This window comes from Novosphingobium sp. fls2-241-R2A-195 (genome assembly GCF_030209485.1).
In the GTDB taxonomy this organism is placed as follows: Bacteria; Pseudomonadota; Alphaproteobacteria; order Sphingomonadales; family Sphingomonadaceae; genus Novosphingobium; species Novosphingobium resinovorum.
The window spans coordinates 319,248-345,744 of record NZ_JARVRY010000027.1 but is presented as its reverse complement, the minus strand read 5'-3'; the positions used below and the strand labels follow the sequence as shown (position 1 = coordinate 345,744).

General features: G+C 68.3%; 15 protein-coding genes. 4 read left to right on the top strand and 11 right to left on the bottom strand.

The window, feature by feature from the left end:
* Positions 1 to 292 precede the first annotated feature (292 nt).
* The 3 genes from QRN25_RS21585 to QRN25_RS21575 all read left to right on the top strand — a co-directional run bounded on the left by QRN25_RS21585 (position 293) and on the right by QRN25_RS21575 (position 3,905).
* On the top strand, positions 293 to 955 hold the full coding sequence (locus QRN25_RS21585) for a response regulator (RefSeq protein ID WP_285021279.1): 663 nt from the start codon (positions 293 to 295) through the stop codon (positions 953 to 955).
* Positions 955 to 2,532, top strand: a complete 1,578-nt coding sequence (locus QRN25_RS21580) for a sensor histidine kinase (protein ID WP_285021278.1) — start codon at positions 955 to 957, stop codon at positions 2,530 to 2,532. Before QRN25_RS21585 ends, QRN25_RS21580 begins: the two co-directional genes overlap by 1 nt.
* Before the next feature lie 182 nt (positions 2,533 to 2,714).
* On the top strand, positions 2,715 to 3,905 hold the full coding sequence (locus QRN25_RS21575) for a dicarboxylate/amino acid:cation symporter (protein ID WP_285021277.1): 1,191 nt from the start codon (positions 2,715 to 2,717) through the stop codon (positions 3,903 to 3,905).
* On the opposite strand, the gene cobA is transcribed toward QRN25_RS21575, so the two are convergent.
* The 11 genes from cobA to QRN25_RS21520 form a co-directional block, all read right to left on the bottom strand.
* On the bottom strand, positions 3,902 to 4,708 hold the full coding sequence (gene cobA / locus QRN25_RS21570) for a uroporphyrinogen-III C-methyltransferase (RefSeq protein ID WP_271181881.1): 807 nt from the start codon (positions 4,706 to 4,708) through the stop codon (positions 3,902 to 3,904). The two genes, QRN25_RS21575 and cobA, sit on opposite strands and share 4 nt — an antisense overlap.
* The gene (locus QRN25_RS21565) at positions 4,695 to 7,304 is read right to left on the bottom strand and encodes a nitrate reductase (protein ID WP_285021276.1); all 2,610 of its coding nucleotides are present in this window, start codon (positions 7,302 to 7,304) and stop codon (positions 4,695 to 4,697) included. Before QRN25_RS21565 ends, cobA begins: the two co-directional genes overlap by 14 nt.
* Entirely contained in the window at positions 7,304 to 7,654 is a 351-nt protein-coding gene (gene nirD, locus QRN25_RS21560) for a nitrite reductase small subunit NirD (protein WP_271181883.1), read from the bottom strand. The genes QRN25_RS21565 and nirD overlap by 1 nt, the downstream gene beginning before the upstream one ends.
* A gap of 5 nt (positions 7,655 to 7,659) precedes the next feature.
* On the bottom strand, positions 7,660 to 10,212 hold the full coding sequence (nirB, locus tag QRN25_RS21555; protein ID WP_285021275.1) for a nitrite reductase large subunit NirB: 2,553 nt from the start codon (positions 10,210 to 10,212) through the stop codon (positions 7,660 to 7,662).
* A gap of 228 nt (positions 10,213 to 10,440) precedes the next feature.
* Complete coding sequence (locus tag QRN25_RS21550; RefSeq protein WP_285021273.1) at positions 10,441 to 11,661, bottom strand: hypothetical protein; 1,221 nt, start codon at positions 11,659 to 11,661, stop codon at positions 10,441 to 10,443.
* A 73-nt stretch (positions 11,662 to 11,734) separates the two neighbouring features.
* Complete coding sequence (locus QRN25_RS21545; protein WP_285021271.1) at positions 11,735 to 12,991, bottom strand: nitrate/nitrite transporter; 1,257 nt, start codon at positions 12,989 to 12,991, stop codon at positions 11,735 to 11,737.
* A 384-nt stretch (positions 12,992 to 13,375) separates the two neighbouring features.
* A complete protein-coding gene (locus QRN25_RS21540) occupies positions 13,376 to 14,584 on the bottom strand; it encodes a CmpA/NrtA family ABC transporter substrate-binding protein (protein ID WP_285021269.1) in 1,209 nt (402 codons plus the stop codon).
* Positions 14,584 to 15,162: an ANTAR domain-containing response regulator gene (locus QRN25_RS21535; protein ID WP_285021268.1), complete on the bottom strand. Its 579-nt coding sequence runs from the start codon at positions 15,160 to 15,162 to the stop codon at positions 14,584 to 14,586. The genes QRN25_RS21540 and QRN25_RS21535 overlap by 1 nt, the downstream gene beginning before the upstream one ends.
* A gap of 66 nt (positions 15,163 to 15,228) precedes the next feature.
* Complete coding sequence (locus QRN25_RS21530; protein WP_285021267.1) at positions 15,229 to 17,139, bottom strand: gluzincin family metallopeptidase; 1,911 nt, start codon at positions 17,137 to 17,139, stop codon at positions 15,229 to 15,231.
* The gene (locus tag QRN25_RS21525; protein ID WP_285021266.1) at positions 17,136 to 19,487 is read right to left on the bottom strand and encodes a caspase family protein; all 2,352 of its coding nucleotides are present in this window, start codon (positions 19,485 to 19,487) and stop codon (positions 17,136 to 17,138) included. Before QRN25_RS21525 ends, QRN25_RS21530 begins: the two co-directional genes overlap by 4 nt.
* 10 nt (positions 19,488 to 19,497) lie before the next feature.
* Positions 19,498 to 23,655, bottom strand: coding sequence for a hypothetical protein (locus QRN25_RS21520; protein ID WP_285021264.1), 4,158 nt, complete (start codon positions 23,653 to 23,655; stop codon positions 19,498 to 19,500).
* Between the two features lie 391 nt (positions 23,656 to 24,046).
* Here QRN25_RS21520 and QRN25_RS21515 point away from each other — a divergent pair, with 391 nt between their 5' ends.
* On the top strand, positions 24,047 to 26,494 hold the full coding sequence (locus tag QRN25_RS21515) for a hypothetical protein (protein ID WP_285021263.1): 2,448 nt from the start codon (positions 24,047 to 24,049) through the stop codon (positions 26,492 to 26,494).
* The last annotated feature ends 3 nt before the right edge of the window (positions 26,495 to 26,497 follow it).

The window sequence follows — 26,497 nt, the reverse complement described above, 5'->3', positions numbered from 1 at the left end:
GATTGGACCCGGTTCGTTGTCGAGGTTTCCCCTCCCGACACACGAAAGCTGCGGGCCTTCACCTGTCACGAAGCTGTCACCGGCACGCCCTTTTCCAAAAAGAATCTTGCCCGGCGCGACAGGTTGATGACAGGTTCCATTCACAAACTGCCGAATCAAACGGCATGAAATTGCGCCGGGACAGGGCCGGCACTCAACGACACACAAAGGCACTCACAGGCACCTCACGGCGCCTGAAGAGTGCCCGAACAGGGACAAGAGGATGCCGCAACTCGTGTGAGGGAGTGAGTTGTTGCGGATACTGATCGTGGAAGACGACGAGCGCCTGGCGCGCGGCATGGAAGCCTCGATGAGCGCGGGCGGCTTCGTCGTCGACGTCGTCGGGACCGGCGAGGAGGCGCTCGACGTTCTCGCGGCCGAAACCTACAATGCCGTGATCCTCGATCTCGGGCTGCCGGACATCGACGGGCTGGAAGTTCTCCAGACGCTGCGCAGGGGCGGCGACTCGACGCCGGTGCTGATCCTGACCGCGCGCGATGCGGTGTCCGACCGTATCGCCGGGCTCGACCGGGGGGCCGACGACTACCTCTCCAAGCCCTTTCACCCGCGCGAACTGGAATCGCGGCTGCGTGCGCTGATCCGGCGCAGCCAAGGCACTGCCGACCCGGTGCTGCGCGTCGGCGACCTCAGCCTCGACCGTTCCACCCGCGTCGTCGAACTCAAGCGCTCGGTACTCGACCTGCGGCGCCGCGAGATGGCGGTGCTGGAGACGCTGATGGGCCGACCCGGCAAAGTCGTGACCAAGCAGCGCCTCAATTCCGAGGTGTTCAACTTCGCCGACGCCGTCGCCCCTAATGCGCTGGAGGTCTACGTCGGCCGCCTGCGCCGCAAGCTGATGCCGGACGGGCCGACGATCCGCACCATCCGGGGCCTCGGCTACATGCTGGAGACCTGATGGCCTCTCTGCGATCGCGCCTGACCGCTGCAGTGATGGTGCCGCTGCTGGCGCTGGCGGTGACCTTCGGCGGCATTACCTGCTGGATGATCCAGCGCTCCGGCGCGGCGACCTCCGACCGCATCCTCGTCGGTTCGGTGCGCCTGCTCAGCCGCGCCACCGATACCGAGGACGCCGTGCGCGACAAGGTGCTGCCGCTGGCCGTCCATCTGCTCCAGCGCCGTTCCGCGCCCGTCACGCACTACAGCATCTGGGACGGCGCGGAGCTGATCGCGGGCGAGCGCGGCCTCGTCCCGCCGCCGCTGTACGACACGCGCACCGGCCGCGCCACGCAGCGCCTGCCCGCCGCCAGCTTCCCGCGCACCTACCGCAATACCCCGCTGACCGGCGGTTATGTCGACCCGCGCGATGCCGACGGCGTCGTCCAGCCCGGGTACTTGCGCGACGGCATGCTGGGCGGCAAGCCGGTGCGCATCGCCACCGAGATCCGCCGCCTCCACCGCAACGGCCATGCGGTAGTGGTTCAGGTGGCCGACTTCGTGGACGATCGCTGGGCCTATCAGCAGACCTATTTCCTGCGCGTGCTGGGCGCAGGCGTGCTGATCGCAATGACGGCAGTGCTACTGTTCTACTGGGCGATCACCTGGGGTCTCAGGCCCTTCGCCTCACTCACCGGCCAGATCGAGACCGCCCGCCGCGAACCGCCGCCGCAGTTCCGCCTCGCGCTGGAGGAGGACGCCCCGCGCGAGGCGCGGCTGCTGGCCGGGTCGTTCAATGCCTTGCTCGCCCGCACCGAGCGCGCGGTGGATTCGCTCAAGCAGTTCACCGCCAATGCCTCGCACCAGATGCGCACGCCGCTCGCCGTGGTGCGCGTCCATCTCGACGTGCTGGAGCGCTACGGCCCCGCTTCCCCGCGCGGCGCGGCGGCGCTGGAAGACATCGGCAACGCCGTGCTCTCGCTCGAACGGCTGCTGCTGCAACTCATCGCGCTCGCCCGGACCGAGGAGCAGGGCATCGCCGAAGACGCCACCTTCGACCTTGCCGCCGTCGCCGCCGACCTCGTCGCCTCGCGCATCGACCAGCCGGGATCGGACGGCCTCGACATCGGCTTCGAGGCCCCGGATCACGGCGCTCTCCTCGCCAGAGGCCACCCGATCCTGGCTGCCGAGATGATCGGCAACCTGTTCGACAACGCGGTGCGCTACAACCGCCCCGGCGGCGCCGTCACCGTGCGCGTGCTGCACCGCGCCGGACGTGCGCGCATCGAAGTGGAGGACGACGGCCCCGGCATCGCCCCGCAGGACCGCGAGCGGGTGTTCGAGCGGTTCTACCGCGCCCGCAGCGAAAGCGGTGCTGGCGGAAGCGGGCCTCCCGGAAGCGGCCTGGGTTTGTCGATCGTCCGCGCGCTGGCCGAACGCATGGGCGCGCAAGTCCGGCTGGAGCCCGGCACGGATGGTCGCGGCGTGCTCGCCAGCATCGACTTCGCCGCGCCGCCGAGCCCTGACGACCGGAACGACGAGCACGCCATCGACGCACGACCGGAGGCGCAACAATTCGCGCTCGCGACAGCTTGCTGACAGGGTTCTCGCGGCAGAACCCTCATCATGAGCCAGGCGCCTTCGGGCGCGGCAACAGGATCACCGATGTCCGCAAATCCTTTCGTTCGGTCACTGCGATGATCGAGACTGCCCCCCCGCCTCTCCCCCCTTCCGCCGACCATGCGCGCAGGCGCCTGCGCCCTCACCTGCAGGTGCGACTGTTGGCAGGTTTCCTGCTTGGCATGGGCGGTGGAACCCTGGCCGGGCTGTTCGCCAGCGACTCGCCCGCCACCACGTTGCTGATGCGCTGGGTGGTGAAGCCGGTGGAGCAGGCGTTCCTCTTCGCGCTGTTCCTGCTGATCGTGCCGCTGCTGGTGTCGGCCATCGTCAGCGGCATCGCGCGGGTGCGCAACATGGCGGGAATGCGGCGACTGCTGCTCTCCACGCTGGCGCACATGCTGGCGGCCTCGGTCGCGGCGGCCCTGATCGGGCTGGCCATGGTCAACCTGTTCCGCCCCGGCGACGTGGTGCCCGCCGAGATCGGCCAGCAACTCCTCGCGTCGGGTCACTCTTCCGCACCGCCGAGAGGCTTCGGCGCGCTGTTCTCCTACGCCGCCGTGGAACGGCCGATCATGATCGTCATCATCGCCTCGGTGCTCGTCGGCATGACCCTGACTTTCCTGCGCACGCGCCGCAGCGGCCACGTGCTCGCCACCAGCGAGCGGGTGTTCGATGCCGGGATGCATGTGCTCGGTTATGTCGCACGGCTGGCGCCGGTCGCGGTCGCCGCCTTCATGTTCGACCTGACGCTGGTGTTCGGCTGGCACTTGCTGCTCTACCTCAGCGCCTATGTCGGCGTGGTGGTCGCGGCGCTGATGCTGCAGGTGGTGCTGACCTTCTTCGCGGTCGTGTGGATGCGCGGCGGCGTGACCCCGGCGGCGTTCCTGCGCGGCGTGCAGGAGCCCGCCGTCATCGCCTTCTGCACCTCCTCCTCCAACGCCACGCTGCCCAGCGCGCTGCGTTCGGCCGAACTGGACCTGCGCCTGCCGCCGCGCGTGGCCCGGCTGGTGCTGGGCGTCGGCACCATCGCCAATCAGGGCGGCACCGCGATCTACACCGCCGTCACCGTGCTGTTCATCGCCCAGTTCTTCGGCATGGACCTCTCGCTCGGCCGGCAGGGCATCGTGCTGGCGGTCGCGGCGGTGGCGGGCATGGGCACCATCGGCGTGCCCGCGGGCTCCCTGCCCACGGTCGCCGCCGTGCTCGCGCTGACCGGCTTGCCGCCCGAGGGCATCGGCCTCGTCGTCGGCGTGGACCGGCTGCTCGACATGTTCCGCACGATGGTCAACGTGGTCGGCGACCTCGCCGTCGCCACGGCCGTGTCGCGGGACCAGCAGATGCAGGTGGCTTAGGCCGCTGCGGGCGCTGCTTCAGGGGTTTCCTCAGGCAGCAGCGTCCGCGCATCGGCCTGAAGGTTTCGCGCGCCAACCGCCTCGCCGATCAGCAGCAGCGTCGGATCGTCGTCACTGATCGTCGCGACGAGGAAGGACAGCGCCGAGAGCTTGCCCCGGATCAGCCGCTCGTCGGGCAACGAAACGTTCACCGCGACCATCACCGGCGTATCGGGATCGCGCCCCGCCGCGATCAGCGAGCGAGCGATTTCTCCCGCCGCCGCGCGGCCCATGTAGACACCGACCGTCCCGCCTGCCTGCGCCAGCGCCGTCCAGTCGAGCCGCAGCGGCTCCCCGGCCTTGAGATGCGCCGTGACCAGCGTGATCCCGCGCGCCCGCCCACGCAGCGTCAGCGAGGCATTGGCGCTCGCCGCCGCCGCGCTGGCGGTGGTGACGCCGGGGCACACGCGTACCGGCACTCCCGCCGCGGCAAGGTGGTCCATCTCCTCGGCGGAACGGCCGAAAACGGATGGATCGCCGCCCTTGAGGCGCACCACGCGCCTGCCCTGCAGTGCCGCGTCCAGCAGCAGGTCGTTGATCGAACCCTGCACCTTGCTGTGGCGGCCAGAGCGCTTGCCGACGCTGATCGCTTCAGTCCCGGCCGGGATCAGCTCCAGCACGCCGGGGCCGACGAGAGCATCGTAGAACACCACATCGGCGGCCCGGATCAGACGTTCCGCCTTGCGCGTCAGCAGGTCCGGGTCGCCCGGTCCGGCGCCGACCAGCCAGACTTCACCGGCGGCGATCAGTTCATTCGGCTGCATCGAGAACCTCCTCGTGGGTCTGGGTGAGAATCTTGGCGAGCGCGGGGCGGCACGATCCGCAATTGGTGCCCGCGCCCAGCGCCTTGCCGATGGCGGGAACGTCCACCAGCGCCTGTTCGCGGATGGCGGCGACGATCTGGTTGAGGCCGATGTCGAAGCAGACGCAGACGGTCGCGCCCTTGTCCGGCTGGCTGCCGGGGCCGCGCGCGGCGAGCACGGTGGCGCCCACGTCGCCCGCCGCGAGCTGCCCGATCAGCCAGTCGCGCGAAGGCAGCAGGCCGGTGCGGGTGACGAAAAGCACGCCTGCCAGCCTGCCCTCGACGATCACCGCGATGCGGCGCGAGCCTCGGGTATGGTCGATGGCCTCGATGCGCTCGCCCTTGGGCAGGCAGGCTTCGATGCGCGCGGCATCGCCATTGCCCGCGATCTCGTAGAGCGCGCCGCCGGGCACCGCCACGCGCGTCGCCCACAGGCAGGGCACGCGGGCGGGTTCATCGCCGCGCAGGATGAGGAAGCCCTTCCATTCGGTCTCGACTTTGGCGAGCGCGGCGGGGGTGGACTTGAAACCGGGCTGGCCGGAGTGTGGATCGACCAGCGGGCGCGGCAGCAGGCCGGTGCGGCCGCCGGTGGAGATCTGGTCGGTCCAGTGGATCGGCGTGAAGATCTCGCCCGGACGCTGGCCGTCGCTGAGCAGCACGCGAAAAGTGCTGTTGCCCTGCGGGGTCGAAACGCGGGCGAGATCGCCGTCCTTCAGGTCCTGCGCGGCGGCATCGGCGGGGTGGACCTCGACCAGCGGCTCCTCGCGGTGGCGCGCCAGCTTGGGGGCGAGCCCGGTGCGCGTCATCGTGTGCCACTGGTCGCGGTAGCGTCCGGTGTTGAGCGTCAGCGGCCAGTCGGCGAGCGGGGCCTGAAGGTCCATCTGCCCGACCTTGACCATCCGCGCGCGTCCGCTCGGCGTCGGGAAGCGGCCGTCGGCGAACGGTATGTCGCCCCAGCGGAACGGCTCCATCGCGTCATAGGCAAGGTTGCCGATCGCGGCGTGGGCGGCAAGGTTCAGGACGCGCGCGCCATCATTCTGATAGGCCGTGAGGCGCGCATGTTCACGCCAGATGTCGGCGGGGGTGTCATAGGCGAAGGCGCTCCCCCAGCCCATTCGGCGGCCCACTTCCTTGACGATCCACCAGTCCGGCTTGGCCTCTCCGGGCAGGTCCATGAACGGACGCTGGCGGCTGACGGTGCGCTCCGAATTGGTGACGGTGCCGTCCTTCTCGCCCCATGCGGCGGCGGGGAGGCGAACGTCGGCATAGGCGGTGGTGTCGGTGTTGGCGATAACGTCGGAGACGACGACGAAGGGGCACTTCTCCAGCGCGGCGCGCACGTTGCCCGCGTCGGGCAGCGAGACGGAGGGGTTGGTCGCCATGACCCACAGCGCCTTGATGCGCCCCTCGCCGATGGCGCGAAACAGGTCCACCGCCTTGAGACCCGGCTTCGTCGCCATCGTCGGTGCGGCCCAGAAGCGGCCGACGCGCGCGACGTTCTCGGCCGCGAAGTCCATGTGCGCAGCCAGCGTCGAGGCGAGCCCGCCGACCTCGCGCCCGCCCATCGCATTGGGCTGGCCGGTGATCGAAAACGGCGCCGCGCCCGGCTGGCCGATCCGCCCCGTCGCGAGGTGGACGTTGATGATCGCGTTGACCTGATCGGTGCCGCGGATCGACTGGTTGATTCCCTGGCTGAACATCGTGACCGTGCGCGGGTTCGCGGCGAACATCTCGTAGAACCGCAACAGCAGCGCGGGGTCGAGGTCGCAGGTCTTCGCGGTGGTCCACACGTCATGGCCAGTGGCGAGGTGCTCCCAGAAACCCTCGGGCACATCGACGTGGGCAGTCATGAACGCCTTGTCGACCATGCCCTGCTCGGCGAGCCATGCCAGCAGCCCGTTCATCAGCGCAACGTCGCTGCCGGGGCGCAGCGGCAGGTGGAGGTCGGCGCCCTCGCACGTCTCGGTACGGCGCGGGTCGATGACGATCAGCTTCGTGCCCCGCTCTGCACGAGCCGCCTGGATGCGCTGATAGACGATCGGATGGCACCATGCCGTGTTCGAGCCGACCAGCACGACGAGGTCGGCCTTGTCCAGATCCTCGTAGCCGGCGGGCACCACGTCCTCGCCGAAAGCGCGGGTGTGGCCGGCCACCGCGCTCGACATGCACAGGCGCGAATTGGTGTCGATGTTGGCCGAGCCGATGAAGCCCTTCATCAGCTTGTTGGCGACGTAGTAATCCTCGGTCAGCAGCTGGCCGGAGACATAGAACGCCACGCTGTCCGGGCCATGGCGGGCGATGGTGTCGCGAAAGCGCTTGGCGACGAGGTCCAGCGCCTTGTCCCAGCGTACGCGCTTGTCGCCGATCATCGGGTGGAGAAGGCGGCCGGTCAGCCCGACCGTCTCGCCCAGATGCGTACCCTTGGAGCAGAGGCGCCCCGCATTCGCCGGGTGTGCCTCGTCCCCCCGGATCGTCACCTCGCGCGCACCCGTGGGGGTGGCCGAGATGCCGCAGCCGACGCCGCAATAGGCGCAGGTCGTGCGGACCGCCTCGCGCATCAGGCCGCGTCCCTCATCACTTCGGGGCTCTGGGTTTCGGGTCGGGCCAGCAGGATGCGCCCGTTCTCCTCACGCACGGCAATGGTCGGGGTGCAGCCGCTGTCCGCCCCTTGCGCCTCGCCGCTCGCCAGCGCGATGTTCCAGTTGTGCAGCGGACAGGCGACCGCGTGGCCATGGACGATGCCCTGGCTGAGCGGCCCCTTCTTGTGCGGGCATTCGTTGACGAGCGCGAAGACCTTGTCGTCGCCGGTGCGGAAGACGGCGATCTCCGGCTCCCCCTCGAACCGCACGGTGCGCGCGCCGCGCTGGGGGATGTCGCTCAGGGTTCCGATGTCGATCCAGTCGGTCATGGCGTTCACTCCGCTGCTACGAGAGCAAGAGGTTGGAGGGGCTGGTGCAGGTCGGCGCGGTCGCCCGAGGCGCGTTCCGCCCACGGGTCGTCCTGGCTGAAGCTCTGCGAATGGAGGAACCGCGCGGCGAGCGCCTTGCGGCCCGCCTCGTCCTCGACCACGCGGGACTTCACGTAGTCGACGCCGACGCGCTCGATCCACGGCGCGGTGCGTTCCAGATAGCGCGCTTCCTCACGGTAGACCTGGATGAAGGCGGCGCAATATTCGAGCGCCTCCTCTTCGGTCGCGACCTTGCACAGGAAGTCGGTGGCGCGCACCTTGATGCCGCCGTTTCCGCCCACGCTCAGTTCGTAGCCGGAATCCACGCAGACGATCCCGAAGTCCTTGATCGTCGCCTCGGCGCAGTTGCGCGGGCAGCCGGAAACCGCGATCTTGAACTTGTGCGGCATCCAGCTGCCCCAGGTCATCCGCTCGGTCTTGACGCCGAGGCCGGTCGAATCCTGCGTGCCGAAGCGGCACCATTCCGAACCCACGCAGGTCTTCACCGTACGCAAGCTCTTGCCGTAGGCATGGCCCGAGACCATCCCGGCAGCGTTGAGATCGGCCCAGACGGCGGGCAAATCCTCCTTCTTGATGCCGAAGATGTCGAGGCGCTGGCCGCCGGTCACCTTCACCATCGGCGCATCGTACTTCTCGACCACGTCGGCGATCGCGCGCAACTCGCGCGGGTTGGTGAGGCCGCCCCACATGCGCGGGACCACCGAATAGGTGCCGTCCTTCTGGATGTTGGCGTGCATGCGCTCGTTGACGAAGCGGCTCTGCTGGTCGTCCACGTATTCGCCGGGCAGCGCGCAGAGCAGGTAGTAGTTGAGCGCCGGGCGGCAGGACGAACAACCATCCGGCGTCGCCCAGTGCAGCTTCTGCATCACCTCGGGGATCGAGCGCATGTCCTGCGCCACGATCTCGCGGCGCACGTCGTCGTGCGTGAAGCTGGTGCACTTGCACAAGGTCTTCGGCCCTGCCTCGACCTCTTCGCCCAGCGTCAGCGCCAGCAGGCTCTCGACAAGGCCGGTGCACTGCCCGCAGCTGGCCGAAGCCTTGCAGGTGGCGCGCACGGCGTCGAGGCTGCAGGCACCCGCCTCGATGCAGCCGACGACCTGGCCCTTGGAGACGCCGTTGCAGCCGCAGATCTCGGCATCGTCCGAGAGCGCCGCAACGGCCGCCTTAGGGTCCAGCGCGCCTCCTCCCGAGGCGCCAAGAACCGCATAGGCCTGGCCGAAGATCAGCAGGTCGCGGACTTCGGAAACGTCCTCGCCCTTCTTCAGCAGGTCGAAGTACCAGCCGCCGTCCGCCGTGTCGCCGTAGAGCACCGCGCCGACGATGCGGTCTTCCTTCACCACGACGCGCTTGTAGACGCCGCGCGCGGCATCGCGCAGCACGATGTCCTCGCAGCCCTCTCCGCCGGAGAAGTCGCCGGCCGAGAACACGTCGAGCCCGGCGACCTTCAGCTTGGTCGAGGTGACCGAGCCGCGATAGCCGGTGTGCCGGTCGGTCAGCCCGTCGGCGAGGCTGCGGCACATGTCCCACAGCGGCGCGACGAGGCCGTAGACGTTGCCGTCATGCTCCACGCATTCGCCGACCGCGAGCACCGAGGGGTCGCTGGTGACCATGTGGTCGTCGACCTTGATGCCGCGCCCGACGTCCAGCCCCGCCTCGCGCGCCAGCGCGGTGGCGGGACGGATGCCCACGGCCATGACGACGAGGCTGGCCGGAATCTCGCGCCCGTCCTTGAGGCGCACGCCCTCGACTTTGCCCTCGCCGTAGATTTCGGCGGTGTCGGCGCCCGTCAGGATAGTCTGGCCGCGCCCTTCCAGCGCGGACTTGAGCAGCCAGCCCGCGGCCTCGTCCAGCTGGCGCTCCATCAGCGTGGACATGAGGTGGATGACGGTGACTTTCATGCCGCGCAGGGTCAGGCCATGCGCCGCCTCGAGGCCCAGCAGGCCGCCGCCGATGACCACGGCCGAGCCGCGGCCTTGCGCTTTTCCGGCTTCCGCAGCCGCCAGCATCGTATCGACGTCGTTCATGTCGCGGAACGAGATCACGCCGGGCAGATCCTTTCCGGGCACCGGAATGATGAACGGATCGGAGCCGGTCGCGATCAGCAGGCGGTCGTAATGCACCGTGCGGCCCGAGCGGGAGGTCACGGTTTTCGCCGCGCGGTCGATCGCGGTGACGGGATCGGCGGTGATGAGGTCGATGCCGTTCTCGTCATACCACTCGCGGGTATTGATGACGATCTGCTCGAAGGTCTTCTCGCCCGCCAGCACCGGGGAGAGCATGATGCGGTTGTAGTTCACGTGCGGCTCGGCGCCGAAGATGGTCACGCGGTAGCGATCCGCATCGCGCGCCAGCAGTTCCTCGACCGCGCGGCAGCCCGCCATGCCGTTGCCGACGACGACCAGATGCTCGCGCCTGTCATCACCATTGGCATCGTCGCTCGGCACGATCAGCGCGTCGTCATAGTCGGAATTGGGTTCGATCCCGTCCTGAAAGTCCATGTTCGAAACTCCGGCAATGTCATGGGAAAGGGAGTTGAAAACGAGAAAAGGCCGCCATCCAGACCCCCGGTTCGAAACCGGAAGTCAGGATGGCGGCCTTGCCATCATTCGGTGCCTACGTGCCCCGTCAGTGGGACATTTCGGCGATGTAGGAAGGACAACGCTGCCCTTTGCACTGCAACATAAATGGAATCGCCCGAAGGCTCAAGCGATTCCGTAACGAACCTGTCAAATCGCCCAGTCGAACTGGACCCAGACCTTGTCGGTGTCGGTCGCGAGGGTCTTCGCGTCATAGTGGGCATAGCGCAGCGCGATCGTCGTCTTGCGCAGCTTTGCCGAGGCCAGGAGATTGATTTCGTTGCCGTAGTGCTGATCCAGCCGGTCGCTGTCGAAACGGTGCCAGGTCGCCTGCAGGGTGACGGCGGACAATGCGCCGATCTGCTTCGTGCCATACCCGCCGCCGACATAGAGATCGCGCACGCCGTTCGCGGGGGTGGTCAGGAACTTGTCCGCCCAGCCCTGGAACTTGAAGTTGGTGCCCAGCGGCGTCTGGAAGCTGGTCAGCGCCGCGCCCTTGTCGGCGCCGAGCACTTCGTAACCGGCATTGGCCTTCCAACCCTTCACGTCGAGCGTCGCCTCGGCCAGCCAGTATTCGGCGCTGTAGTCGCCCGGATTGCGGTGCCAGTCCGACTGGCGCGCGTAACTCGCCTGATACGCCAGTTTCACCGCCTTGCCGAACGCATGAGTCCCCGCGAAACGGGCACCATATGTCTGGCTGGAGAGGCGGAAGGCCTGCACCGCCGCCTCATCCTGATCGACGAGGTAGGCGAACCCGGTCAGCACCCCAAGCGGCGTCTCCCACGACAGGTTGGCGAGTATAGTATCCCCGCTCACCGCTTGCTGGCGCGCAGCATTACCGTCGATGCCCCAGATCGTGCGCACGCTCCAGGCGTAGGAAACGTCCAGTTTCAGGCCCTTGGCCGGGGTGACCTCGGCCCGCACCGCGTCGAAGGTCTGCGCATTGTCGCGGAAGGCGACGTTGCCGACGAAGCGCTCGTCGTCCAGAGCGATCTTCTGGCGCCCGGCGGTCAGCGTCACGCCTTTCGCTTTGTACTGCAACTGCGCGATGTAGAGCGCGATGTTCTGCGGATCGGCCACCAGCGGCCGCGTGGCCGCGCCGTTCACGCCATCGTAGTAGTCATCGACCACGGCGAGGTTGCCCTGCGCGACCACGGTGGCGCTCAGCGCCCCGCTGGTGGCCTGCGCGCCGCCGCGTACCCGCACGGTCAGCGCATCGGCCTTGGCGGCGATGCCGTCCTGATCGACATGCTCGTAGCGCACCCGCGCCTCGGCGACCGGCTTGACGGTGATGTCCTGGGCCTGAGCTGATCCCGCGCAAGCGACCCCGCCGACGACCAGCACGGCCGCCGCTTTTCTTATGTTTTTCATGGTGAAAGCGTCCCCCTCAGGACGAAAGGAAGTGGGGCGGCGGCGCTGGGGTGCCGCCGCCCCGGTTGTCGGCTCAGATGCGCGCGCCGGTTTTCCAGGTCGCGCGCCAGCGGCCCTTGACGCTCGCCACCGAGGCGAGAGCCACGACCGCAAGGCCGGCAAAGATCAGGAAGCCCGGCGCGAAGCTGCCGGTGAACTGCTTGGCAAGGCCGAGCGAGCTGGCGAGGTAGAACCCGCCGACACCGCCCGCCATGCCGACGAGGCCGGTCATCACGCCGATCTCGGCCTGGAAGCGCTGCGGGACCAGCTGGAACACCGAACCGTTGCCGGTGCCGAGCGCCAGCATCGCCACTACGAACAGCCCGAGCGCCGCGATCAGGCTCGGCGCCTGAGACACGCCGACAAGCGCGATGGCGGCAACCGCATAGACCATCATCAGCGCCTTCACGCCGCCGATCTTGTCGGCCAGCGCGCCGCCCATCGGACGGACCAGCGATCCGGCGAAGACGCAGCCCGCCGTGCAATATCCGGCGGCGACGGTGCTGAGGCCGAACTGGTCGGTGAAATAGATCGGCAGCGACGCAGCAAGCCCCACGAAACCGCCGAAAGTCACGGCGTAGAAGGCCATCAGCCACCATGCGTCCGCCTGCTTGAGCAGCGCCGCATAGTCCACCAGCTTGCGCGGCGCGGGCTGGTTCGGTGCGTCCTTGGCGAGTGCGAGATAGATGCAAAGCACCACGGTCAGCGGGATGCAGGCAAGGCCCAGCACCGCGTTCCAGCCGAACATCTTCGCCAGCGTCGGCGCGAAGAGCGCGGCGAAGACGGTGCCCGAATTGCCCATGCCCGCCAGGCCCATCGCCTTGCCCTGATGCTCGGCCGGATACCAGCGGCTGGCGAGCGGCAGTGCGATCGCGAAGCTCGCCCCCGCGAAGCCCAGGATCACGCCCAGCGCCAGCGTCCCGCCGAAGCTGGTGACGCCCATCGACCAGGCGAAGAACAGCCCGGTGATGACGATGACCTGATTGATCGCGCCCGAGCGCTTTGGCCCGATGCGATCGACCAGCAGCCCGTTGACGACGCGCAGGAGAGCGCCCGCCAGCGTGGGAAGCGCCACCATCAAGCCCTTCTGCGCGGGCGTGAGCCCGAGAGTCTTCGAAATCTCCGGCGCCAGCGGGCCGAGCAGGACCCAGACCATGAAGGCGAGGTCGAAATAGAGGAAAGCTGCGATCAGAGTCGGCGTGTGGCCGGCCTTCCAGAAGCCGACGGCGGGCTTCTGCGCGGGCGCAAGCACGTCATTGTCTTCGTCAGGTCGGAAGAATGCGGTTGCCATGGTACGTCCCCCATAAATCATGAAAGCGGACACGAAAAAAGCCGCAGGCCGGACGTCACCCTTGCGGTGAGCCCGGTCAGCGGCTTTGCTGCGAATTTCGGTGAGGATGGCGTCCCGCCTTTGGGACAGCCTATCCGGTGTGGTCGCGCTTCATCGCGAGACCCCTATATAGTCACGCGATTCCGCAGATCTGGCAAGACGTAAAATTATGCGCGTTTTCAGCGCACTGGTATTTTCAATGCTGCAAAATCCCGGAAAGGCCAGCCCTACCCTCGATCGTCATTGCGAGCGCAGCGAAGCAATCCAGGGCTGTCTTGAGCCGCCCTGGATTGCTTCGCTGCGCTCGCAATGACGATTGAGGGTCAACCCAATGTCGCCCCTTATCTAGCGGGCGAAACCCGCCAGATAGTCCTCGATCCGCTCCGGGTCGAACACGCGGCCGTCGAAGAACCGGTCAGGCCCCAGCAGCAGGTCGCCCTTGCGCGAACCCACGCCGAGCGGCGCACCCACCGCCCCTTCCAGCTTCATGCTCGCCCCCGGCATCGGCAGGTCGCTGCCCGCAAGCGCACGGCGGTAGATGTCGGGACGGAACACCGCCGCCGCCTGCGCCTCGGTTTCGGCGGAAGGTTCCACCATGTTCCAGCGCACCAGTTGCGAATAGATCCACAGCGCCTGGCTGCGCCACGGAAACGGCGTCGCCTCGCGGGAGAACAGCACGAAGTCGGGGCAGGACACCGCCGCATCGCCCGCCCTGGGGACGATCGTGCCGCTCAGCGTGCGCAGGATCAGGTCGGAGGGCTGCCCGACATAGCGCGGGTCGGCGAGAATGTCGGCCAGTATCTCGCGGTTGTCCGGCTCGTCGCACCAGACGGCGGCGCGGGCGAGCGCGCGCAGCAGGCGGTCGGTGGTCTCGGGGTTCTCCTCAAGCCATAGTTCGCGGAAGGCCAGCACTTTCTCCACCCCGCGCTGCCAGATGCGCTGACCGATCGCCACCGCCTCCGCGCGTCCGGACTCGATCGCGGCGCTGCCCCAAGGCTCGCCCGCGATGAAACCGTCGATCTCGCCGGCATGGATCGCCTCGACCGTCAGCGAGGGCGGCAGCACGCGCAGCACCACGTCGCGGTCGGGATCGATGCCCGCGCTGGCCAGCCAGTACCGCAGCATCAGCGCATGGCTGGAAAAGCGGTGGACGACGCCGATGATCGGCTTGCGGCGCCACAGCCCGATGGCGGCGGCAAAGTCATGCGCGGTGCCCAGCGGGTCGGCCAGCCGCGCGGCGGGATCGGGTGCGAGGGCGGCGGCGAAGTCCTTCGCCATGACCAGCATGTTGCCGTTGACGCCCAGCTTGAACGGCGCCGCCAGTGCGGCGGGCTGCTGGCTCAGGCCCAGCGTCACCGCCACCGCCAGCGGCGCCAGCATGTGCGCGGCCTGCACTTGTCCGTAGACCAGCCGGTCGCGCAAGGTCGCCCAGCTCGTCGTGCGCACGAGGTCGAGCGCAAGGCCCTCCTCCTCGGCAAAGCCGCGTTCGCGGGCGGCGGCGAGCACCGCGACGTCGTTGAGCGGCAGGAAGGCGATGCGAAGATTGGTCGTCATTATACCCCTCCCAGCAGGTCGCTGGCGGTAATCAGCGCCTGCGCGACCTCGGCGATCTTCTTGCCTTGGTTCATCGCGGTGGAGCGCAGCAGCGCATAGGCGTCCTGTTCGGACAAGGCGCGCTGGTTCATCAGGATCGACTTGGCGCGGTCGATCACCTTGCGGTCGGCAAGCGCGGTGCGCGCCTCCTCAAGCTCGGTCTGCATGCGCGAGAAGGCGTTGAAACGGCGCACCGCCAGTTCCAGCACCGGCTTCACCCGCTCCTTGCGCAGCCCATCCACCACATAGGCGGAGACGCCCGCGTCGATGGCGGCGCCGATCATCGCCTCGTCCGACTGGTCGACGAACATCGCGATCGGCCGGGCCAGCGCCCGGCTGACGGTGAGCATTTCCTCCAGCGTATCGCGGCTGGGGCTGCCGAGGTCCATGAGCACGACGTCGGGCGCCATGCGCTCCAGCCGCGCCACGAACGCGCCGCGCGGGGGGACGATGTGGATGTCGTCGTAGCCGGCCTCGCGCAGGCCCTCTTCCAGGACCGTGGCGCGCAGGCCGCTGTCATCGATGATGACGATTCTCATGTAACCCGCCCCGACGCCATTTCGCTGCCATCGCCCAGCAGGAGCGCCGCGTCAACGCGCGGTCGCTCAGCGCATGCACAACCCCCGCGCGACGTCGGGGCGCAGTTGCCAGCGGCCCTGCTTGAGCAGCCAGCTGCGCGCGCCTTCCTTGCTGACGGCGTAACCCTCGATGTCCTCGCGGCGGCCTCCCCCGCCTGTGACGGCGCCCGCCTGCTGCGGCTCGATCGCGCAGGACATGAGCCGCCCGGCGCTGTCGTAGACCAGGCTGGCCCCGGTGGCGCCCATGAAACCGCTGGCGTCGCGATCGGTGAAGCTGCGGCAGACGACTTCGAGCATGGTGCCGAACTCGGTCATGCCGCCGGGGCCGGGCCTCGCGAAGCTGCGCAAGCCGACGATGTCGGCGGTGGTCTCGCTGCCCGCGCCCTCGAGGCCCAGCAGCGCCTGCCACGCCGCCGCTTCCTCGCCGTTCATGTGCGCCGCGACGCGCGCCGCCTGAATCGCGGCGATGTCGAGCGACAGCAGGTCGCCCGGATTGCCCTGGAACGCGGTCTGCGCGAAGCTCAGCATGGCGAGATCGAAGGCCGCCACGTCCTCCGGCAAGGGCCATGCCAGCTGTTCCTCGGCATAATGCAGCCCGTCGCTCGGGAAGATGCGGTGGTGACGGAACGCTTCCATCCACGCGACGCGGATGTTCTCGTCGTCCACCGGCACGAGGCGCATGTCGGCCGAGATCACCGCGCGCAGGAAAGTGAAGAAGGTGATGCCGAACGGCGGCGCATAGTCCAGCGCGCGGATCAGCATCGACTGGAACATCTGCGCCGTCTTGCCCAGCCGCGCGGCGATCTCCTGCGCCAGCGCGGGCGACAGGGCGCCGCGCGGGAGGATGCCGCTGCCGTTGGTGGCGATGGCAATCAGCCCTTCGATCCGCGCGCCAGCGACTTTCTGGAACGCGCGGTAGACCGCCTGCACCAGCACGTTGCCGAGCTGGTGCGGTTCATCGCCGATCTCGGGACTGTCATAGAGCAGGTCGCCGATCAGCGGGCGCAGCGTCGCGCCGCCGCCCGCCGTTTCGGAGAACGTGCGGGCCAGCGATCCGAGCACGCCCAGCCGCTCTATGTCGCCGCGCGCCTCGGTGATCTGGGCGGCAACGAGTTCGCCGTAGGAATAGCGCTGGAAGATCGCCACGAGGTCGGCGAAAGCCTCGTGGAAGGCAAGGACGTCGCGGTGGGTGGCGGTCATGAACTCGGGCTTCACCGCGTCGAGCAGGGCGTGCGTCATCTCGTGGACGATGACGTCGTGCGACAGCGCGGTGAACACCCGGCTGCCGGGGGGATAGCCCACCGTGTCGCTGCGCGCCTTGTAGTAGCCGAAGACCACGCAGGCGCGCGCCGGGTCGAACCACGCCTGCGCCTCCTCGACCTCCCACGGCGCGAGGTGGAAGCGATCCGCGCGCGACCATTCGCCGGTCGCCGGATCGTGCATGAGGCCAAGCACGATCTCGCGCCCCAGCGCCTTGCGGAAGGTGCCGTAAAGCTGCGAAGCGGTGGCATAGACCATCTGCGCGATGAAGCGCGGATCGCTCAGCGAAGGCGGATAGCCCGCATCGGCGATCGTGACGATGCTGTTGGGCTTCATCGCGTCGATGATCGTCCGCACCGAGCGCCACTGCGGCTTGTCCTCCGACCAGACCGGCAACGTGACGGCGAAGCGGCGGCCGCGCAGGGTCTTGCCGTCGCCTGAGAACTCCAGCGGCTCGTAAGGCTCGGACACGGTGACGACCCCGCCGCGATCGGAGCGGGCGGTGGGGTCGATGGCGAATATCCGCATCCGGCGCACCATCGGCATGTCGGTCTCGGCGCCAGTATTGGCGGCCGGGCAGCGGTCCCTCGCGCGCTTGCGCTCGTCCGCCTCGTCCTCGGCGCTGCGCACTTCGCGCAGGACGCGGGGGGAGACGGTTATGACCACGCCGTCAGTCATGCGGGCAGGCCGAACAGCGCCTGCGCGCTGTAGAGCGCCGAGCCTTCGAGCAGCGGCTTCTGGTCCTCGCCCGCCATCTCGCGGGCAATGGCGGCGAAGACGTCCTGCGCGGTCATCCCGGCGCCCTGCCCGCGCAGGATCTTCGTCGCCGCGCGGGTGAATACGCCTGAGCCCGCCTCCTCCATCGCCGACTGCTCGGGCAGGCAGGCGCAGAAGGTGACATAGGACAAGTCGGCGCCGTAAATCTCGGATGGCGCGGCCGCAGCCCGGCTTCCGCGCGCCGCCTTGCGTGCTTCGTAAGCCTTGAGCGCGATCGCGTCCGGCAGGCTGACGCTGCGCGGGCGGCGGTCGATGCAGCCGCCCAGCACCATCCGGCTCGACCGGCCCGAATGGCAGAAGTCATGGAAGCGGATGACCTTCACGCCGTCCGCCACTTTCATCAGATCGGGCCATTCGTCGTCGATGATCAGCCCGCCGTCACGCCAGTCGAGCGCCACCAGCGCCTCGTCCTTGTCATCGGCGAACTGCTTGTCCTGCAACTCGTCCCCGTCGACGTCGAGGACGCGGGTGCCGTGGGAGGAGATATGGATCATCACGCTGTCCCCGGCGCGCGCTTTGCCGAGAACCCCGCGCAGCGCCTCGCGGATCTGTCCCGCCCCGGCATCGGAGAGAACGGTGGCGGCGTAGCCCTGCTGGCGGAACGTATCCGCCCAGGTGTTCGCATCGTTGACGCAGCCGTAGAGGCGCATGCCTTCAGGAAAAGCGTCGTTGCCGATGCACAGCGCGATCTTCTGGCCCCCGAGCTGCACCGGCGCCGTCGCCTGAGGCGGAGGTGGTGCGACGGGCACGAACTCGGCAGGCTGCTCGAACAGCCCCGCCGGCATGCCGTAGTAGTTCGCCGCCACAATCGCCCGGCCGACGCGCGGCTCGCCCGCCGGAAAGCGCGGCTTCACCGCGCCCGCATCGCTCAGCCCCAGCATCCGCCGCAGCACGTTCTCGAGCGTCGCCACGTCGTTGTCGAACCCGCCGTGCGAGCGCGAGCCCGAGGCCATCGTCGGCTTCGCGGCAGGCGCGGTGGGAGACAGGATCACCGCGTCGCGGAAAGCCCGCTTCACCTCCGGGTCGGTGCGGATGAAGTCCTCCATGCCCAGGATCGGCGTCCCCTTCTTCGGCTCGAACGCGCGGCTGACGAGGTAGAGCAGCGACTTGCGGTAGATGTTGGCACAGTTGTCCGCCCGCTCCGCTTCGCGCGTCATCGCGAAGAGGCTCGCCTCCTCGATCTTCTTCTTGCCGATCAGGCTGCCGAGCGTCTGCGCGAACAGGTCGTTGGTGATCGCCGGGGCCAGCAGGTGCATCTGCTTCACGCGCAGCTTGTCAGCGCAGAGCACCGGCAGGAAATACGCATGGAAGATCGAGCCCGCACTGTGCCCCAGCGCGAAGATCGCGCTTGGCTCCTTCCACGCCGCCGCCAGCTTCTCGGCGAAGAGGCGCGCGCCGCCGCCGGTGTCGCTCGACCGGCGGGCGCTGTCCTTCATGGCGTCCCATAGCAAGGTGCCGACCTTGCCGCCGATCAGCTCCACCGCCGGGTCGGTGGTATAATCGTAGATGTCGCGCGAGAGGGCGCGGCCCTTGCGCCGGTCACCCTCGACGATCTGCCAGAAGGTCTCCAGCCCGCCGGTCTCCCAGATGAAGTAGACCGGGTAGATGCCATGCGCCATCCACCAGCGGTGATAGGCCCATGCCGCCGCGAGGCCGCTGCGCTCGTCGGTCAGCCCGCCGTGGGCGTAGAGCATCAGCCGGTAGCCCTGCTTGGCCTTGTCGACGATGGCGCTGACGAGCCGGTCGAGATCCGTCTCGTGCGTCGCCATGATCCCGTCGTCGGAAAGCACGCCCTTGCGCAAATTGACGACATGGAGCGCCAGTTCGCGCAGCTGCTCGGGCGCGCCGGTGAACGGGCCGGGATCGACGAAGACCGGCCAGGGCGACACCGCCACGGTGTCGCCACCGCGCGTCCTGGCCTCGGGCGCTTCCCCGGCCGAGGGCAGCCAGTCCGGTGCCACGACACCCGCCTTGTCCTCGGCCGCGTTCCACGCCGCGAAGTAATCCCGCAAGGCCGCGATCCGCTCCAACTGCTCCGCGCCCGGCTCAGCGCCCTCGCGCACCACCAGCAGTTCGACCGGCTGGCCCGGCTCCAGCCTGCGGTTGGCGCGGATCGATCCGTCGGGGAACAGCAGGTAGTGGAAGCGCTGGCTGAGCGCGGCCGAAGCCTTCAACTGCTCGGTCAGTTCCTTGACCGGGACATTGCCGACCCACTCGATCGCGAGCCAGTCCTTCTGCGCAGCGGCCATGAGCATCCTCCTAGGCATTGGCCTGTAGCGGCCGGGTGAAACGGGACAGCAGCATCGGCATCGTCGCGACGACGCCGGGAAGCAGGGTCAGCAGTGAGCCGGAGCCCTCGTGATCGAGGAAGGTGATGAGCACCGAGCCCGCCGCGACCAGCAGCAGCAGCGGCACGCGCAGCACGTTCCACGCCCCGCCGCGCTGCGCGTCCTGCCGGAACTGGTGGAACCACTCGGGCTGCTCCAGCGTGCGGATCCAGTGCCCGAAGCTCTCGTTCATCAGCCGGAAGTTGGGATCGGTCTTGACCAGCCGCCGCGTCAGCAGGCTGTTGAGCACCGGGAAGTTGCTGGTGTTGATGAACTTGCCGTGCGCCAGATGGTGCAGCGTCAGATGCTCCTCCTTGCTGGAGCGCACCCATTCGCCCTGGTAGTAGTCGCCCAGGAAATTCGCCATGTATTCGTGGATCTGCTCGCGGTAGACGTCGTTGAGATCGTTGAGCACGCCCAGTTCTCCCGGCGGGGTGGGCGCGGTCATGTCGTCGATCGATATGCCGAAGGAGCGGATCTGGTCCTGGATGCGGTCGGACGGCACCTGGATCATCTCGCTGGCGATCGCCTCCGCCACCGCCGGATTGCGCGCCGCCCAGCGCCGCACCGAGGCACGGTTGACCGGGTCGTCGATCAGTTCCAGCAGCCGCTCCAGATTGGCGCCGCCGCGCGGCGGATCGGGCTCAGGGTCGAGCGGCGCGGGCTCGGCCAGCGTCTCGGTCCAGGTGTAGGTGATGAATTCGGAGAACAGCTCGGCCCAGCGGTAGGACTCGCTCTCGTTCATGATCCCGGCGCTGCCCGCCACCTCGGCCTCGCGCTTCTCGCGGTCGCGCGCCTGCCGCAGCCGGACCAGCGGCATCGTCTGGACGAAGAAGTAGACGTTGACCTCGGGCCGGGCGGTCAGCTGCTCCAGAAGTGCCAAGGTCTTCACGCGCAGATCGCGGTTGGCGACGATGCTTTCGAAGCCGGTGACGATCCACGACTTGGCCGTGAGCAGCGCCATGCTCTTCTCGCCCAGCTTGCCGCGTTCGAGCGCAAGGTCGAACATCTCCAGCCGGTCGCGCGTGTCGAGCGAGTTCTGCAGCTTGCGGAATTCCCGCGTGGGATAGTTGATGAAGACGGCCTTGATCGGGCGGGTGGACTTGGTGCGGATCTGCTCGGGCGTGTGGCGCGGGTGGAGCGCGCGGAAGCCGAAATGCTGCAGGCCGAACAGGTTCTGCGCCGCCAGCACCAGCAGGCGCCAGGTCAGGAACGTCGCCACGCCCATGGCGCCGACCGCCAGCAGCCAGTCGCGCAGCACCACCAGCCCCGGGCTGCGCGGCATGGTGACGAGCGAGATGCCGGTGCGCGCCTGCGCCCAGCGCGCGTAGTCGGCCAGCACGCCGAGGCGAAGGTCGAGCGGATGATCGAAACGGACCGGATCGTCGGTCCACAACTGCATGATCGCGGAGGCCATCTGCGAAGGCGCGCCGGGCTCCGCTGCAGCATGGTCGGCGACGAGCTTGCGGGCGGACAGATCGGCAGGCGCGGGCGTCTTCGCCTTGGGCGCGCTGTCGTAGAAGGGCCGCATCTGCGCGATGTCGTCGGCGATTTGCGTGCGCGATTGCTGCAGCACCCAGGCATCGGACAGCGAGCGGTCGGCGCGCAACTGCCCAGCCCCCGCGCAGCACGCAGCGAGTGCGGGGATGACCGCCAGCAAGTAGATCGTCACCAACTGATGGCGCAGCACGCGGTTGACGCGGCGCATGACGGAAGGCGGCACGAACCCGGCAGGCGCCGCGCGCATCCGCTCCATCCACGCCGGCAATCTGACGTCGATTTTGCGCAGCGAAAACCAGTCCAGCGCCGCGACTATCCACATCGCCACCAGCAGCACCGGATAGGCGAAGGCCCGCCAGTTCGCGCCAAGGCAGCAGGCCAGCACCACGCTCGCATAGATGCCGAGCGCGGCGTAGAACACAGTCGCGACCTTGCCCCAGCCGACCGGCAGAGTGCCCCAGCTATGGTCGGCATCCTTGCGCGCCAGCAAGATCAGCAGCAGGAACAGCCCCAGCGCGGCATGCAGGAACGCCGCGTCGCCCCGCGCCAGCAGCAGCCCGGCCGCCATCAGCACCACCACCGCCAGCTGCGCCGACATGCCGCGCAGATACCACTGGTCGGCCTCGGCGCTGTGAAATGGCTCGGGATCGGGCCAGAGCTTGCGCAGCAGCGACCGCGGGTCGGTCGAGGCCATCACGCCCAGCCCCGCCGCCAGCACCAGCCCGACGCAGAGCATCGTGACCCCCGCGACGAAAGCCGGATCGAGCGCCGCCCTCTGCAGCTTCGAGCGGTCGTACCACGTCGCCACCAGCCAGTGCGCCGAGCAGGCGACGCCGATCGACATGCGCACCCGCTTGCCGCCGTAGCGCGCGTCGAACGGAGCGCCTGCAATGGGCTCTGCCGCCCGGCCATGCTGCGCAGCATCCGCAAGCCCGCAACGCTCGTCCACCGATCCCGCGATGCGCGACAGCATATCGACGGCATCGAGCTGGCTGCCGAACGTCTCGTTGTGCGCGCGCGCGGGGTCGGAATGCTGCAGTACTTCGAGGCTGGCGGGATCGATCACCGCATAGCCGAAGCCCTCGGGCACCGGGACCGCCAGTGTCGCGGCGGGCGGCTTTCCCGACATCACGAGGTTCGCCGCCCCCGCGCGCGTCAGCAGCACCACCATGCGAGCGTCGCCGTTGGCCGCCGCAGGCACCTGGTCGATCGTGTAGACCTGCCCCTTCCCGCAGCCGAAGCCGCCGTCAGCGTGTGCCTCCCCTTGGCGTCCGGTGCAGGGGATCACCTCCCCGGCGCGCAGGCGGCCGAAATAGCGGCGCTCGCGAATGTCGGCGAGCGGGCGGTCCTTCGTCGGCAACTGGTCGATGATCGTGCTGCCGACCATGCTGCGCAACTGCAGCGCAGCAAGCGGCAGCGGCGCCGGGTAAGTCTGCCACGGCGACGACGCCGCCCCTGCGCCCGATTGCTGCGACGAGGCCCAGCCATTCCCCCACACGGCCCTGGTATCCCGCTCGATCGCACCGAGACTGAAGCCCACTTCGCGATCGACGTCCTGCGCGATGGCGGCGGCAAGGCCCTGCGCCATCGTGTCGTTGTCACGCCTGAGGTCGCCCCAGAACGCGATCACCGCGCAGGCCGTCACCAGCGTCGCCACCATCAGCGGCACCGCGGCGATGATGCCGACAACGTCCATCCAGCCGAGCGAGGCATTATGGTCGATCGAGGCCAGCTTGATCAGCGGGATCAGCAGCAGCAGCACGACCACCGAGAATCCGAACGCCGCCTTGGTGAAGGGGCTCAGATTGTTGAGCACCGCCCCTGCGCTCGGCGGATCGCCCAGAGCGCTGAGCAGGCACCGGCGCGGCGCGCAGACGTAGTGGCCTTCCTCCCGCTGGATCGTCACCGGCCGTCCAAGGTCGAGCGGCCATTGGTAAACCAGCCGCTCCCGCCCGCCGATCTCGATCTTCGGGGTCTTGCCCGAAGTGTCGGGCGCGGGCACCGCGCCGCCTTCGAGCGCGGCCTTGTCCTTCGCTGCGAGCGGCTCGATGCGTTGGGGCCAGTCCCCGCGCAGCACGAGCAGGACTTCGCCGTCCGGCCCGGTGATCGCCAGTTCGCGCGCCCGCGTCTGCTCGCTGCGTCCCGGGATTACGGGGGCCTGGATCACCGACTGCGCAGAACTCTGCGCACAGAAAGGCTCGCCGTCCTCGGTCGCGAAGGCCGACATCACCGGCTTGCGGTCACGCGCCTGGAAACCGTCGAGGGTCAGGCGCAGCTTCGTCGGCGCGGTCGGCATCGCGCGGCACCGGTCCTGCGCCGCGTAGCGCACCTGGAAGCGGTCGCTCGAACTGTCGAGATTCGAACCGTCGCGCTGTCCGTCCTGCGAGGCGCGCCGGGTCACCATGTCGCCAAGGTCCCGGAACAGGCTGGCCATGCGCGCCACTTCGCCGAAGTCCGCCTGTTGCCGCCGCAGCACGAGGTCCGAGCGCGCCTGGATCAGCAGCAGTCCGAAGAACAACACCACCGCGATCGTTGTCGACAACAGCACGGCGAGCGAGCGGACGCCCGGCAGGGATGCGACGCCGGCCACGTCAGCCGATCCCGCGCCGCAACGAACCTGCAAGGCGAAACCATCCGGCCACCGGCATGCCCCTATCCGAAGACGCCCTTAAGCATTTACCTCAGGGGCGCAACATTGTCCCAAATCCGCCGTATTTACCGGCGCTTTTCACGAACACTATTTACCGGACGCCGCAAGCCCCCAAATCATGACGATACATGCCATCAAACAGGACCGCTCAACTTCACCGAACGCCGTTCACTCTACAAGCCGTTGAATATCATGACGACTATTGGTCAACTTCGGCAATCCGGAAACCATCGTCTTCTTCCATTACAAATATCGTCACTTGACCGCCCTGCGAAACGGGAGCCTTCCTTGAAGGGCATAGTCAGGCAAGGTGCTGTCGAAAGGGGGGAGCATGGTGATCGCCAGAGGAATACTCCTGAGCGGATCGCTCGCGGCGCTGGCCGCCTGTCACGGCGGGCCGAAGGACGAGGCGCAGAAAGTCGGCGTGCGCGACGACACGCTCGTCCAGGCGGACGAAGACTACTTCCACGAAATGGACGACGGCGTTACCCTCACCCCCGACGAAGTGAAGGGCCGCAACATGTGGCTGGTGTGGAGCGGCGGCAACGACCGCTTCTGGGACACCATGAGCAAGCCGACGCTGGGCGGCTTCGACCTGCTCAAGATCGTCGCCCCGCCGCCCGGCAGCCCCAATGCCCGGCCGACGCGCTGGAAGGTCATGGGCCTTGTCAACGAACCCTGCTTTTCCGCGCCGACGAAGCCGGACGGCTACGGCCTGTGGCGCGACACGCGCGATCCGGGCTGCGCACCCGATCCCTTCGCGAATGAAAAGAAGTACCCGGGCATCCGCATCGGCGCGCGCGGAACGACGGTGCCGGTGGGCTCCTACTTCGGCGAACCCTCCGGCATCCTCGGCCTGCGCCTGTTCCCCAATCCGGACTTCGACGAGAAGGCCAAGGCCCGCTGGGACGCGAAGCGCTATTACAGCGACGCGCGCTACTACAACGATCCCAGGCTGGTGCGCCCCTACCGCGTGGGCATGAGCTGCGGGTTCTGCCACCTCGGCCCCAGCCCGACGCGCCCGCCCGCCGATCCCGAGAAACCCGCCTTCGCCAACCTCAACTCCACGGTCGGCGCGCAGTACATGTGGGTGGACCGGCTGTTCATGTGGAAGGCCGACCCGGCGAACTACATGTACCAGCTCGTCTCGACGTACCGGCCTGGCGCGATGGACACCTCGCTGGTTTCCACCGACAACATCAACAACCCGCGCACGATGAACGCGGTCTACCTGCTCGGCGACCGGCTCGGCGCCGCGCGCAAGTTCGGGCGCGAAACGCTGGCGGGCGGCAGCACGAAGAACGTCCAGTTCAACGACATCCTCGATTCCGGCCCGCTCACGCAGTATTTCGAGAAGCCTGCGACGGTCTGGACACCGCACGTGCTCAAGGACGGCGCCGACGCGGTGGGCGCGCTGGGGGCTCTGAACCGCGTCTATCTCAACATCGGGCTGTTCTCGGAAGAGTGGCTAACGCACTTCAACCCGGTCGTCGGCGGCAAGATCATCAGCCCGATCGAGATCGCCACCGCCCGCCGCAACTCCGCCTACTGGCGCGCGACGGAGGCGGGGACGCCGCTTACCGCGCTGTTCTTCCTCAAGGCCGCGCGGCCCGATCCTCTGGCCAATGCGCCGGGCGGTGCGGGCTACCTCAAGGCGAGCCCGCAAGTGCTCCAGCGCGGCGCGATGGCTTTCGCCAATACCTGCGCGCGCTGCCACTCCAGCAAGCAGCCCGACGCGCCCGCAGGCGCTTCGCTGGTCGATGCCATCGGCCCCGACTACCTGACGCGCTTCAAGGCATGGTGGCGCTGGACCCAGAGCGAGGACTTCAAGGGCAGGATGCGCGCCCTCGTCGCGCGGCCGGACTTCCGGCAGGGCAACTACTTCAGCACCGATGCGCGCATCCCGGTGACGCTGCTGCGCACCAACTTGTGCAGCCCGCTGGCGACCAATGCCCTGCGCGGGAACATCTGGGACAACTTCTCGTCCGAAAGCTACAAGGTCCTGCCCTCGGTCGGCACCGTCGCCTATCAGGACCCCTTCACCGGAGAGGCCCGCGCCTATCGCATGCCCGCCGGAGGACGCGGCTATACGCGCGTGCCCTCGCTGGTCTCGCTGTGGTCGACCGCGCCGTTCCTGCTGGCCAACACGGTCGGCACGTTCAACGGCGACCCGTCCGTCGCCGGGCGAATGGCGGCCTTCGACGACGGCATCGCCAAGATGCTCTGGCCGAACCTGCGAGAGCGCGACGCGATGCTGCCCGGCGCCTGGGGCATGGTCGACCGCACGACGACGCGCAGCAAACTCTACGTGCCCTCCTCGTTCATCCCCGACGCCCCGGGACCGCTGGACGATCAGGCGCGCAAGGCCCTGCGCTCGCTGGAGAACGCGGACGGCGACATCGAACTGGGGCCGATCCCCAAGGGAATGCCCGTGAACCTGCTCGCCTCGCTCCAGCCGCTGGCGGAAAGCCGCGATCCGGCCACCATCGCGCGCCACTACCGCGACCTCATCGTGCTGCTGGCACAGCTCAAGAAGGGCCTGCTGACCCTGCCGCGCGGTGCCGACGACGCGGCCGTGCGCGCTCACTTCGCCTCGCTGCGGGGACCGTTGATGGCGCTCAACAAATGCCCCGACTTCGTGGTCAATCGCGGCCACTACTTCGGCACCGAGGAGTTCAACCGCTATCAGCGCACCCGCGACGAGCGCGATTTCGGCCGCGAGCCTGTCCTGTCCGACGAGGACAAGCGGGCACTGGTCGAATACCTCAAGACGCTCTGAGCA

Coding starts and splice junctions, on each gene's coding strand:
- QRN25_RS21580 (WP_285021278.1), top strand. CDS start 955: ATGGCCTCTCTGCGATCGCGCCTGACCGCTGCAGTGATGGTGCCGCTG.
- cobA (WP_271181881.1), bottom strand. CDS start 4,708: ATGCAGCCGAATGAACTGATCGCCGCCGGTGAAGTCTGGCTGGTCGGC.
- QRN25_RS21565 (WP_285021276.1), bottom strand. CDS start 7,304: ATGCGCGAGGCGGTCCGCACGACCTGCGCCTATTGCGGCGTCGGCTGC.
- nirD (WP_271181883.1), bottom strand. CDS start 7,654: ATGACCGACTGGATCGACATCGGAACCCTGAGCGACATCCCCCAGCGC.
- nirB (WP_285021275.1), bottom strand. CDS start 10,212: ATGGACTTTCAGGACGGGATCGAACCCAATTCCGACTATGACGACGCG.
- QRN25_RS21550 (WP_285021273.1), bottom strand. CDS start 11,661: ATGAAAAACATAAGAAAAGCGGCGGCCGTGCTGGTCGTCGGCGGGGTC.
- QRN25_RS21545 (WP_285021271.1), bottom strand. CDS start 12,991: ATGGCAACCGCATTCTTCCGACCTGACGAAGACAATGACGTGCTTGCG.
- QRN25_RS21540 (WP_285021269.1), bottom strand. CDS start 14,584: ATGACGACCAATCTTCGCATCGCCTTCCTGCCGCTCAACGACGTCGCG.
- QRN25_RS21535 (WP_285021268.1), bottom strand. CDS start 15,162: ATGAGAATCGTCATCATCGATGACAGCGGCCTGCGCGCCACGGTCCTG.
- QRN25_RS21530 (WP_285021267.1), bottom strand. CDS start 17,139: ATGACTGACGGCGTGGTCATAACCGTCTCCCCCCGCGTCCTGCGCGAA.
- QRN25_RS21525 (WP_285021266.1), bottom strand. CDS start 19,487: ATGGCCGCTGCGCAGAAGGACTGGCTCGCGATCGAGTGGGTCGGCAAT.
- QRN25_RS21515 (WP_285021263.1), top strand. CDS start 24,047: ATGGTGATCGCCAGAGGAATACTCCTGAGCGGATCGCTCGCGGCGCTG.